Below are 10,924 nucleotides of genomic sequence, written 5' to 3'. Positions count from 1 at the left end.
CACGGCGCCGCCGACGCCGCCGCCGTGGTGGCGGTTCCGGTGCGGACACCCCGGCCGAGGCGACCGCGGACTGACCACCAGCCACACCTGACATCCCCCGCACCGCCTCGCGCGGCGCGGGGGATGTTCCCTTCTCCCACCCCACCTGCCGAAGATGGAACGATGCCGCAACCACTGGACGCCGCCCTGACCGAGGTTCGGGCGCTGCTGCTCGACCCCGCGCTGACCCGGGCGGTGGCCGCCGGACGTCGACGCGGTCGCCGACCCACCGTTGAGCGGGCCGAGCTGCGGCCGGTGCGGCTCAAGGCCGGGCCCCGGATGCAGATCACCACGTCCGACGGTGCTCGCCCCTACACCCGCAACCTCGCCTCCGGTCCGGAAGCCGCTGCGGCGATCGACGAACTGCTCGCCGAGCCGTTCGGCAACTGGCACGTCGAGACTGCCGACGCGACCCTCCAACTGCGGGTGACCAAGTCCGGCGAGGCGCAGGTGCACCGGGCCGCGACGTCCCGTCCGGCGGCGACGCCCACCGGAAACGACCGGACGAAGGAATACCTGCTCGACCCCGGCGACCCGATCTTCGCCGAGATCGGCGGTTCGGCGGCCAAGCGCCGCCAGGTGGACGCGTTCCTGCGGGCCCTGGCCGCGACCCTGCCCGACGACCTGACCGGTCCGCTACGGGTGGTCGACCTGGGCTGCGGCAACGCCTACCTGACGTTCGCCGCGTACCGCTACCTGACGAGTCGGGGGCTCGACGTCCAGCTGGTCGGCGTGGACGTCCGGGAGGACCAGCGGCGTCGCAACACCGAGCTGGCACAGCGGCTGGGCTGGGCCGACCAGGTCAGCTTCGTGGCCGGGACGATCGCCGACGCCGTCGTCGACCCCGCCCCCGATCTGGTGCTGGCGCTGCACGCCTGCGACACCGCCACCGACGAGGCGCTCGCCCGCGCGGTGCGCTGGGAGGCCCGCTGGGTGCTGGCCGCGCCGTGCTGCCACCACGATCTGGCGAAGCAGCTCCGCGCCCACCCCACCCCGGCACCGTACGAGCTGCTGACCCGGCAGGGCATCCTCCGCGAGCGCTTCGCCGACGTGCTCACCGACGCGCTGCGCGCCGGGCTGCTGCGGGTGCACGGGTACCGGACCGAGGTGGTGGAGTTCGTGGACTCGCAGCACACCCCACGCAACCTGCTGATCCGCGCCCGTCGTACCGGTGCCGAGGCGTCCGAGCCGCAGCGCGCGGAGTACCGCGAGCTGGTGGACCAGTGGCAGGTCACTCCCCGGCTGGAGACCCTGCTGGCCATCGGAGAGACGCCCGTCTCCTAGCTAGCGTCGGCGGTCCCGGCCACCGTTGCGCTCGCTGGCACCACTGTCGAGGACCGACACCCGGTCGGGGGCGGGCCGCTGGGCGGCCCACTCACCGTCGCCCGGGTGCGGCCGGGAATGGTACGACCTTGCCCTCGGTCTCGGCGTTGCCGGCCGCCACGAACGCGTTCCAGGAGATGTCGACCAGCAGCTTCTTCACCTCGGCGTGCCGGATGGCGGCGTTGTGTTGCAACGCCATCCGGGCGCCGAGCAGGACCGCGACGAGCGTGGTGGTGATGGTGCCGGTGGCGACCAGCACCTCGAGACCGGTCGCGGAGTCGGTGCGGAGCACCAGGACCAGCAACCAGATCCAGAACGCGGCGGCGAAGACGCCGGCCTTGGCGACGAAGAAGAGGCTCACCGCACCGGGCAGGTACGGCTGGGGGCGGCTCGATTCGGCCATGGTGCTCCTCGGCAGTGATCCGGTCGGAGGCGGCAGGCGGCAGGCGACAGACGCGATGTCGGGACCGGCACCGAGCTTAATGGAAGAACGATGAAGATCGCTAAATGCAATTTTCGTTCTGCACACATGCTTCCGGAGAAAGTCTCGCCCACGGGACAGTTTGTGCGGTCAGTCAATTGTTTACAGCTCCGGGCGTACTACCCTCGGAAGGCGCATCGTCCCGGTGCTCCGGTGGGAGGGGAAGACACACAGGGATGGGATCCGCCGACGTATCACCGCAGATGGCCTTCGCCCGCTTCGTCCGGCGCGCCATCGATGACGCTCGCGACGAACGTGGCTGGACCGTGACTGATCTTGCCTCGCACACGGGCGTGGGCCGCTCCACCGTCTTCCGCTGGCTGGCCGGTGACTGGCAGGACTATCCCGAGTTGGCCAAGGTGCGCGGCTTCTGCGCCGCACTGGATCTGCCGGTCGCCGCCGCGTTCCGCGCGCTCGGGCTGCCCGACGCCGGCCCCATGCCCCGCCGCCGCCACGACGACGGCCCGGTCGAGGCCGACGTCCGGGCCATCCTGGACCGGCTGGCCGACCCCACGGTCCCCGCCGAGGAGAAGCACCACATCCGCGACCTGCTCCGCTACCTGGCCCGCCGCCCCATCCGCCGAGCCGGCTAGGGCGTGTCCTGCCGATCTGGCAGCGGTCGATCGTTGACAAGAGGCGCCGGGAACGTCATTCGCCCGATGCGCCGGTCGCGCCGTACCGTGCGGCGATGGTCTTGACGGCCTCGTCGACCACCTGCGCGATGCGTACGGCGCTCACCTCCCAGCCCGGCACGAGGAGCTTCGGCCAGAAGACGTAGTTGGAGATCATGCCCAGGAACTGGGTGGCTGCGACGTCCACGTCCTCAATCCGCACCGTTCCCGCCTCGTGCTCGGCGAGGAGGTAGCCGCGTACGGACTCGAAGTAGGGCATCTTCCCCTGCGAGAACTGCGCGTGGGCCAGTTCGGGGAACCGCGGCAGCTCGGCGATGACGATCCGGAACAGGTCGGTCATCTGGGGTCGGCTCAACAGCTCGGCGTAACGGCGACCGATGGCGCCGAGCCCGTCAACGACGTTGCCGGCCGGCGGAGGCTCCCCCTCGTCAGCGGTTGACCAGGACTCGGTGACGATCGCGTCGAACAGCGCGGCCTTGCTCGGGAACTGCTTGAACAAGGTGGCCCGCGAAACGCCCGAGCGCTCCGCTATCCGCGCCAGCGACGTCCGGTCGTAGCCCAACTCGAGGAACAGTGCGGTCGCGGCCGCCACGATCAGCGCGCGCTTCTCCTGGGCGACGCGCTGGTGGTACGTCGTCACAACCCTGCTCATGGACCGAGCATACGAGGTGAGTGGCTTGACTCACCATTGCTGCCGGCGTAGCGTCGGGGCAGTGGTGAGTCGCTTGGCTCACCATCGGCCGGCGTTCATCGCCGATGATCCCGGTCGGACACCCCCCGTGCCGAAGGAACATCTGATGAACCGCTTCGACAACCAGACCGTGCTCGTGACCGGCGGGACCGGCGGCCAGGGCTCGAGCCACGTACGCGCTTTTCACGCAGAGGGAGCGAACGTGGTGATCGGCGACATCGACGCCGAGCGCGGCGCCGCTCTCGCCGACGAACTCGGGCCTCGTGCTCGCTTCACCCGCCTCGACGTCACCGACGAGAGCTCGTGGTCCGCCGCTGTGCTGGCCGCCGAAGGCGCCTTCGGCGGCCTGAACGTGCTTGTCAACAATGCGGGTGTCCAGAACCCGCCGGTGCCGATCGAGAACACGGAACAGGCCACGTGGTCCCGCATCCTCGACATCAACCTCACGGGGACCTTCCTCGGCATCAAGGTCGCCACCCCGGCTCTGCGCCGCGCCGCAGGGGGAGCCATCGTCAACATCGCCTCGACCATGGGCCTGGGCGGCACGGCTCACTACGCGCCCTACGTCGCCAGCAAGTGGGCCGTACGAGGACTCACCCGGACGGCAGCGCTCGAACTCGGCCGCGACCACATCCGTGTGAACACCATCCACCCCGGCGTGATCTCGACACCCTTCGTCCTTGAACCGGCGGCTGGCGCCACCGCGGCGATCGCCGACTTCTACTCACCCGAGCCGTTCGCCATCCCCCGCCTCGGCGAGCCGACCGACGTCACCCGTCTTCTCCTCTTCCTCACGTCATCGGACGCGTCGTTCATCACCGGTTCCGAGTACGTCATCGACGGTGGGCTCCTCCTCGGTCCCGCTCTCCAGAGCGAGGCCGCATGAGCACTCCAGACACGACCGGATCGAACGACTCCGACGCGCCTTTGTCCCACCTGCCCGATCCGATCCGGCGAGCCGTCGAGATCACACCCGCCGCGGGCACCAGGGAACGGATCATCGACATCACGACGCTGGGGCGTCGCACCGGCCGGCCACGCCGCATCGAGATCTTCTTCTACCGAGCCGCGGGCGCAACCTACCTGTGCAGCGGCGCCGGCGGCGCCGCGACCGACTGGCACGCGAACCTTCTCGCCAATCCCAACTTCACCTTCCACCTCAAGAACGGGATCGCCGCAGATCTGCCCGCACGGGCCACGCCGGTCACCGACCCAGCCGAACGTCAGGCCGTGCTGGCGGAAATCGTCGCGGACCTCAATCAGCCCCACGACCCCGGGACCATCCGGCCGACACGGCTCGAAGATTGGGCCGAAAGCCGGCTGATGCGCATCAGCTTCCGCCGGCGACCGTAATCGCGGGTCCCTCGACAGATGGACGACTCTCGTCCCGCCGTCGACGCCTCCCGAGCGGCAGTAGCTTCATGACCACCGGGCCGGGGCCGAGGCCTAGGAGACGGTCAGGGTGAACTCGGCGGTTCGGACTTCGGCGTTCACCTGGAAGTCGAGGTAGAGGCGGTAGCGGCCCGGGCCGGGGGTGGTCAACCAGAACTTGATCTGACCGTCCACCAGCTCGGTCTCCGGGTGCACGTGCAGATAGCCGAGGTCGCCCTCGCGCAACGCCACCAGATGCCCGTACGCCCCGAGGTACCGCTCCAGCGGAGCTGCGCCGCCAGCACCGTCGACCCGGAAGGTCAGCGGCACGGTCGCCCCCGGCTGCGGGGTGCCCTGGTAGCCGACGGTGAAGCCGTCCACGGTCGTCGAGGTGGCCGGCCCCGGCAGTGGACGGGGCCGGTAGTCGCCGGGTGCCACCAGGTCCGTGCCGAGGGTCACCGCGGTCTGCGCGCCGTTGTCGGCGACCACTGTGAAATCGGCGTACGCGCGCCAGAGGCCGGGCTGCCCGAGGGTCAGCGGCACCGACCAGGTGCCGTCCGCCGCCATGGTCGGGTGCAGATGCTGGTAACCGGTCAGGTCCCGCCGGACGACGATGAGGTGCATCGGCTTGTCGTGCACGATGGCGAACCGGGTCACCGGCCGACGTTGCGCGTCGCGCACCTGGAAGCGGAGCTGACCAGGGCGACCCGCCGTGAATTCGCTGGTCAGGGGCGTCAGGGTGAACCCGGCCGAGCTGACCGCCAGACCGCCCGGCTCGGTGGGCGCGCCCTGATCGGTGGTGATGGCACTGCCGTGGTTGTGCGGAGCGACGCCCGGTGGGTCGGTGTGCTCGGCGGCCAACGACGGGCTGCCGGTGGCGGCGCCTGTGGTGTTCAACCGGCCGAGGCCGAAGCCGAGCAGCACCGCCAGCACCAGCCCTCCGACGACCAGCGCCAGCCGGAGAGTGCTCCGGTCCGGCTCGGCGGGGCCCGGGTCAGCCATGGCCGACGCCCCGCGCCTGGCCGGCCTCGCCGCCAGCGGTCCTGCCCGCAACGGTGCGCGCACGGGTGACGGGCTGCTGGTCGGTCATGCCGCCCACGGTACCGCCGCGCCCGGCCGGGTCAGGCCGACGCCCGGACAGCGTGGCGACGGTCGCACTCGACACCGCCCGGGAACTTTCCCACCCGACCGGCGTAGAGCGCGCCGCAGCGCCGCGCGACGGCATGGACGGCGGCGCGGACCCGAGCAGCGCCGAGGAGCAGCGTGAGGACAGCGGGTCAGCCGGCCACGGCGAGGGCGAGCGGGAGCACGTCGGTCGCGCCGGCCCGGCGCAGGGCACGGGCCACCAGCGTCATCGTCCAGCCCGAGTCGATCAGGTCGTCGACGAGCAGCACCGGGCCGTCCAGCCCGGCCAGGGCCTCCGCCAGGGCGCTCGGCACGGTGAAGGTGTCGTGCAGCGCGCGTACCCGTTGGGCGCTGTTGCCGCGCGGCCCGGTCGGGCCGTCGGGGCCGGCCGCGGTGACCTCGCCGAGCAACGGCAGCCGGCCCACGGTGGCGATCCGCTCGGCCAGCGAGCCGAGCAGCCGGGGCCGCCGCCGGGAACCGACCGCGACCACCGCCACCGGCCGACGGGGCCACGGGGAGTCGCCGTGCGCCCACGCCTTCAGCACCTCCACGACCGCGCCGGCGACGTCGTCGGGCACCGGCGCGTCCGGCGCTTCCGGGCCGACGAGAGCGCGCAGCCGGCCACCCCAGCCCAGGTCGGAGAGGCGCCCGACGGCCCGGCCCGGCAGCGCCTGCTCCGCGGGGGCGATCCGGCCCTTGAGGGGTACGCCCACCGCGTCGAGCCCGGTCGGCCAGAGCTTCTTCGGCGCGATCTCCACGCCGGGTCGACCCAGGAAGGTCTGCGCGGCGGCGAGCGCGGCCGTCGACACGTCCGCGGCGAAGAGTGGGTCGGCGCACCTGTCGCATCGGCCGCAGTCAGCCGCCTCGGTGTCGTCCAGGCGTTCCCGTAGATACCGCATCCGGCAGTCGGACGTCGTCGCGTACTCCCGCATGGCCTGTTGCTCGACGGTGCGCGCCTCGGCGACGCGGCGCAACCGGGCCTCGTCGTAGACCCACGGCTCGCCGGTGGCAAGCCAACCACCGCGCACCCGGCGGACCGCGCCGTCCACGTCGAGCACCTTGAGCATCAGCTCCAACCGGGCCCGGCGCAGGTCCACGAGGGGTTCGAGGGCCTGGGTGGAGAGCGGGCGGTCGGTGTGCAGGGCGGCCAGCACGGCCCGGACCTGCTGCTCCGGTGGGAACGCCAGCGAGGCGAAGTAACGCCAGATCGCGGCGTCCTCGACGCCGGGTAGCAGCAGCACCTCGGCGTGCTCGACGGCGCGGCCCGCGCGGCCGACCTGCTGGTAGTACGCGATCGGCGAGGGTGGCGCGCCGAGGTGGACGACGAAGCCCAGGTCGGGCTTGTCGAAGCCCATGCCGAGGGCGCTGGTGGCGACCAACGCCTTGATCTTGTTGTCGAGCAGGTCCTGTTCGGCGGCCCGCCGGTCGGCGTCGTCGGACTGCCCGCTGTACGAGGCGACCGGGTAGCCCCGGGAGCGCAGGAACTCGGCCGTCTCCCCCGCTGCCGCCACGGTCAGCGTGTAGACGATGCCCGAGCCGGGCAGCTGGTCCAGGTGGTCGGCGAGCCAGGCCAACCGGTGCGCCGGGCTGGGCAGGTCGAGCACCCCGAGGCGCAGCGACTCGCGGTCCAGGGTGCCGCGCAGGATGAGGGCGTCGCCCAGCTGCTCGGCGACGTCCTGGGTGACCCGGGCGTTGGCAGTGGCGGTTGTCGCCAGCACGGGCGTGCGCTCAGGCAACTCGGCGAGGAACGTCCGCAGCCGCCGGTAGTCCGGCCGGAAGTCGTGCCCCCAGTCGGAGACGCAGTGCGCCTCGTCGACCACCAGCAGGCCGGTGGTCGCGGCCAACTTCGGCAGGACGCCGTCGCGGAAGTCCGGGTTGTTGAGGCGTTCCGGGCTGATCAGCAGCACGTCCACCCCGCCGGTCTGGATCTCGGCGGTGATCTCGTCCCACTCGTCGAGGTTCGCCGAGTTGATCGTGCGGGCCCGGATGCCTGCTCGCGCGGCGGCCTCGACCTGGTTGCGCATCAACGCCAGCAGCGGCGAGACGATGACGGTCGGCCCGGCCTGGTGGCCCTGCTCGCGGTCCCGGAGCAGGGCGGTGGCCACGAAATAGACAGCCGACTTGCCCCAACCGGTGCGCTGGACGCAGAGCACCCGCCGCCGGTCGACGACCAGCGCCTCGATGGCACGCCACTGATCCTCGCGCAGCCGGGCGTGGTCACCGGCCAGCCGGCGCAGCACCGCCTCGGCCCGTTCCCGTACCGCTGCCCGCTCTGCTGTCTCCACCCGGCATTTCTACCAGCGCCGGACGCTTATCCCCCGGTCCGCGCGGGAGGTTCCGGTCACGATCCCACCGGTGGCTGCGAAACGGGCACCGACGTCGGGGGCAGGAAGACCAGCAGCTCACGGAGGGGTTCGGTGGTGTTCGGAGGCAGCAGACAACGGCCCGCGAACTCTTCCATCGAGGCGTACGGGCCGCGCATCCAACGGTCCACCACGATCTGCCGGCACTGGTGCTCGGTCAGGCCGGGCAGCGTGGCGAGCACCTGCTCCGGGACGGCGTTGACATCGATCAGGCCGCCGTCGTCGAAGCTCCGGGCCAGGTCGGGTCGGCCGATGCTGAGCTCACCGCGCGCCGCCGGGTAGTGGTACAGCAGGTAGCGGGCGTGCTCCCGACGGACGCGCCGCTCGACGTCGACCCGATCGTCCGCGTTCACCCGCTGGCTGCCGGTGATCGCCGCCCAGAGGCCTCGACTGAGCAGGATCACGTGCACCGCCCCGACGACCCAGGTGATCAGCGCCAGGCCGAAGAACGAGAACGCCGTGACGCCCGGAACCTCGGCCTCCGGGTCCTCGACGTTGAGGAGGTTCACCTCGACGGTGATCAGGGCCAGGTAGCCGACACCGGCGATGGCGAGGCGCCAGCTACGCCGCCAGACCGCGTACGCGAGGATCACGACCCAGGTGAGGCAGCCTCCGGAGAGCAGGACGAGTGCCGTACCGACGATCGTGGCAGCCCGGCTCGCCCAGCGCGGCGGCGACATCCTGGCGCGCTTTTCGCCATCGGGGGACGGCGGTGCGGTAACCAGGGTCGACAGGTTCGGCGGGGGGCCGTACACCGGGAACGGCTCCGGGGCGTGAGTCGACAGCGGCGGCGAGCTGACGGGTGGCGGGCCGGCCTGCGGCGGCACGGCCGCAGCTTCCGCTGTGGGCGGCGGCGGCAGTGCCCTGGTCGACGGATCGTCCGGTCGCGCTGGCACTGCCGTCGGCAACCCGGTGGGTGGCCCGGCGGCGGGCGGTGTGGCGAGGGCCGGTGGCCCGGAGCTGGGCCTGGTTGGTTCGACGGCCGTCGACGGCAGTGACACGGCAGTGGGCGGCAGTAGCGCCGGATCGGCCCGCAGGACGCGGCGGTGCAGGTCCTGAAGAACATCGCCAGGCTCGATGCCGTACTCGTCGGACAACAGGGCACGAAAGTCCCGGTACTCGGCCAGCGCCTCGGCCTGCCGCCCGCTGCGATGCAGCGCCAGCATCAACTGGTAACGCAGCCGCTCGCGCAGCGGGAACTCGGCGGTCAACTCCCGCAGCTCACCGACCATCTCCCCGTGCCCGCCCAGGCGTAGCTCCAGGTCGGCCCAGCTCTCCAGCGCGGTGGCCCGCAACTCCAGCCAACGCTGTCGGGCGGAGTCGAAGAACGGCCCGGCGAAGCCGCTGAACGGCTCGCCCTTCCACAACTCCAATGTGGTCTTCAGCTCGGTCACCGCCTCGGCCGTCCGACCCTCGGCGCGGAGCCGCTCGGCCCGACGGATCCCCCGCTCGAATCTGAGGGCGTCGACCGCGTCCGGCCCGAGCCGGAGCTGATAACCGGCGTCGGTGAGCGTCAGCACCTGACCGGGGCTACGCGGAGTGCGCTCGGGCTCCAGCACCCGACGCAGCCCAGCGACATATTTCTGCACCACGTTCGCACCGTTGGCCGGCGGCTCCTCGGGCCACACGGCATCCACGATCTGCGTGGTGGTGACCGGACGGCCGCCAGAGAGCAGGAGCACGGCCAGGACGGCCCGTTGCTTGCCGGCCCCCAGGTCGAGATCCCGGTCGCCGTGCCAGGCCCGCTGGGGCCCGAGAATCTCGAAGCGCAGCTCACCTGACATGCGAGTTCCCGCTCCTGACACCCCACTGCCGGCGCCCCGTCGGTGCACCGCCGTCGAACCGCAGCATATCGGCAGTGGTTCCGCCGTACCGCCCGGCAGCATCTCTCCCGGCAGAAGCCAAGCACCGTCAAGGAAAGAGATCCTGTGATGACGAACGAAACCGGCCACACCGGCACCACCCGGCGGAAGTTCAGCACCCTGGTTGGCGTCATCGCCGCGACCACTCTGCTGGCCGGCTGCGGCCCGGATGCGTCCGGTCCCGCCGCTGGCGGCAACCCGAGCCCAACCCCCACGCCGAAGGAGGCACTGCTCGCCGCGGTGCCGGACGGCACCGAGGGTGCATTCCGGTTCACCGGCAAAGACTCCAGCTCGGACATCTCGGGTGTGGTGGACCCGGCCGCTAAGGGCATGGACCTCACCGCCGCGTACAAGGACCCGGAGCACGGGTTCACCACCCGGATGTCGTTCCTCCTGGTGAAGGAGCAGGTCTGGCTGAAGGTCAAGTTCACCGGCACCGAGGGGCTGACCGGGCTGCCGAAGCTGCCGAACCGCTGGATGGAACTGGACCGCGCCAAGCTGACCGATGGGGAAACGACGCCGACGTACGAGGGCGCTGACGTCGGCAACGCCGGCCCGATCATCGAGGCCGCCACCTCGGTCGAGGCGAAGGACGACCGGACGTACACCGGAGTCGTCGACCTGACCAAGGGTCAGGCCGGCGAGGCCGTCGGCGAGGAGGAGGTGGCGGCCCTGGGTGCGGCGGCCGGGCAGGTCCCGTTCACGGCCGTCGTCGGCCCCGACGGCAACCTCGCCTCGCTCACCCTGGCCATCCCCGCCGCCGGCAAGGCAAAGGCCTGGAAGTACCTGGTGAAGTACGCCGACTACGGCTCGGCGCCAAAGCTCGCCGCGCCTTCCGGGAGCGCGGCGCAGGAGGCACCGAAGGCGGCCTACGACATGCTCAACGGCTGATCACCAGGGGGTCGCGGCCACACGGGGGGCCGCGCCCCCCTTCCCCCGTCGATCATGAAGTTGTCGCCGACCGGCATGGCGTGTCGTGGCAACAACTTCATGATCGACGGGGGTGGTGGGTGAAGTCAGCGGCGTGGCGGGCGGAG

General features: G+C 71.5%; 10 protein-coding genes. 5 read left to right on the top strand and 5 right to left on the bottom strand.

The window, feature by feature from the left end; all coding sequences use genetic code 11:
* The first annotated feature begins 162 nt into the window (after positions 1–162).
* Positions 163–1,323, top strand: coding sequence for a class I SAM-dependent methyltransferase (locus DLJ58_RS16750; protein ID WP_124857497.1), 1,161 nt, complete (start codon positions 163–165; stop codon positions 1,321–1,323).
* A gap of 91 nt (positions 1,324–1,414) precedes the next feature.
* Here DLJ58_RS16750 and DLJ58_RS16745 read toward each other — a convergent pair whose 3' ends face one another.
* Complete coding sequence (locus DLJ58_RS16745; protein ID WP_244218976.1) at positions 1,415–1,765, bottom strand: hypothetical protein; 351 nt, start codon at positions 1,763–1,765, stop codon at positions 1,415–1,417.
* 254 nt (positions 1,766–2,019) lie between these two features.
* Here DLJ58_RS16745 and DLJ58_RS16740 point away from each other — a divergent pair, with 254 nt between their 5' ends.
* Entirely contained in the window at positions 2,020–2,436 is a 417-nt protein-coding gene (locus DLJ58_RS16740) for a helix-turn-helix domain-containing protein (RefSeq protein WP_124857495.1), read from the top strand.
* Positions 2,437–2,491: 55 nt separating this feature from the next.
* Here the strand turns inward: DLJ58_RS16740 and DLJ58_RS16735 are convergent, their stop codons facing one another.
* Positions 2,492–3,127 (bottom strand): TetR/AcrR family transcriptional regulator, encoded by a 636-nt coding sequence (locus DLJ58_RS16735; protein ID WP_124857493.1) that lies wholly within the window; start codon positions 3,125–3,127, stop codon positions 2,492–2,494.
* Positions 3,128–3,272: 145 nt separating this feature from the next.
* Here DLJ58_RS16735 and DLJ58_RS16730 point away from each other — a divergent pair, with 145 nt between their 5' ends.
* Together DLJ58_RS16730 and DLJ58_RS16725 are read left to right on the top strand one after the other, a co-directional pair.
* Positions 3,273–4,052, top strand: coding sequence for an SDR family oxidoreductase (locus DLJ58_RS16730; protein WP_124857491.1), 780 nt, complete (start codon positions 3,273–3,275; stop codon positions 4,050–4,052).
* A complete protein-coding gene (locus DLJ58_RS16725; protein ID WP_124857489.1) occupies positions 4,049–4,519 on the top strand; it encodes a nitroreductase/quinone reductase family protein in 471 nt (156 codons plus the stop codon). The genes DLJ58_RS16730 and DLJ58_RS16725 overlap by 4 nt, the downstream gene beginning before the upstream one ends.
* Before the next feature lie 93 nt (positions 4,520–4,612).
* On the opposite strand, the gene DLJ58_RS16720 is transcribed toward DLJ58_RS16725, so the two are convergent.
* The 3 genes from DLJ58_RS16720 to DLJ58_RS16710 form a co-directional block, all read right to left on the bottom strand.
* A complete protein-coding gene (locus tag DLJ58_RS16720) occupies positions 4,613–5,539 on the bottom strand; it encodes a hypothetical protein (protein WP_124857487.1) in 927 nt (308 codons plus the stop codon).
* A 275-nt stretch (positions 5,540–5,814) separates the two neighbouring features.
* A complete protein-coding gene (locus tag DLJ58_RS16715; RefSeq protein WP_124857485.1) occupies positions 5,815–7,947 on the bottom strand; it encodes a RecQ family ATP-dependent DNA helicase in 2,133 nt (710 codons plus the stop codon).
* A 56-nt stretch (positions 7,948–8,003) separates the two neighbouring features.
* Complete coding sequence (locus DLJ58_RS16710; RefSeq protein WP_124857483.1) at positions 8,004–9,809, bottom strand: AfsR/SARP family transcriptional regulator; 1,806 nt, start codon at positions 9,807–9,809, stop codon at positions 8,004–8,006.
* 147 nt (positions 9,810–9,956) lie between these two features.
* Between DLJ58_RS16710 and DLJ58_RS16705 the strand changes: the two genes are divergently transcribed.
* Positions 9,957–10,778 (top strand): hypothetical protein, encoded by an 822-nt coding sequence (locus DLJ58_RS16705; protein ID WP_124857481.1) that lies wholly within the window; start codon positions 9,957–9,959, stop codon positions 10,776–10,778.
* Positions 10,779–10,924 lie beyond the last annotated feature (146 nt).

This window comes from Micromonospora arida (assembly GCF_003857035.1).
Taxonomy (GTDB): domain Bacteria; phylum Actinomycetota; class Actinomycetes; order Mycobacteriales; family Micromonosporaceae; genus Micromonospora; species Micromonospora arida.
Note: the sequence above shows the minus strand (reverse complement) of the source record. Positions and strands in the feature narration are given on the sequence as shown.

Bases quoted from the DNA above. Each gene is read 5' to 3' on its own strand.
- DLJ58_RS16710 (WP_124857483.1), bottom strand. From the start codon at position 9,809: ATGTCAGGTGAGCTGCGCTTCGAGATTCTCGGGCCCCAGCGGGCCTGG.
- DLJ58_RS16745 (WP_244218976.1), bottom strand. From the start codon at position 1,765: ATGGCCGAATCGAGCCGCCCCCAGCCGTACCTGCCCGGTGCGGTGAGC.
- DLJ58_RS16730 (WP_124857491.1), top strand. From the start codon at position 3,273: ATGAACCGCTTCGACAACCAGACCGTGCTCGTGACCGGCGGGACCGGC.
- DLJ58_RS16750 (WP_124857497.1), top strand. From the start codon at position 163: ATGCCGCAACCACTGGACGCCGCCCTGACCGAGGTTCGGGCGCTGCTG.
- DLJ58_RS16740 (WP_124857495.1), top strand. From the start codon at position 2,020: ATGGGATCCGCCGACGTATCACCGCAGATGGCCTTCGCCCGCTTCGTC.
- DLJ58_RS16735 (WP_124857493.1), bottom strand. From the start codon at position 3,127: ATGAGCAGGGTTGTGACGACGTACCACCAGCGCGTCGCCCAGGAGAAG.
- DLJ58_RS16705 (WP_124857481.1), top strand. From the start codon at position 9,957: ATGACGAACGAAACCGGCCACACCGGCACCACCCGGCGGAAGTTCAGC.
- DLJ58_RS16720 (WP_124857487.1), bottom strand. From the start codon at position 5,539: ATGGCTGACCCGGGCCCCGCCGAGCCGGACCGGAGCACTCTCCGGCTG.
- DLJ58_RS16725 (WP_124857489.1), top strand. From the start codon at position 4,049: ATGAGCACTCCAGACACGACCGGATCGAACGACTCCGACGCGCCTTTG.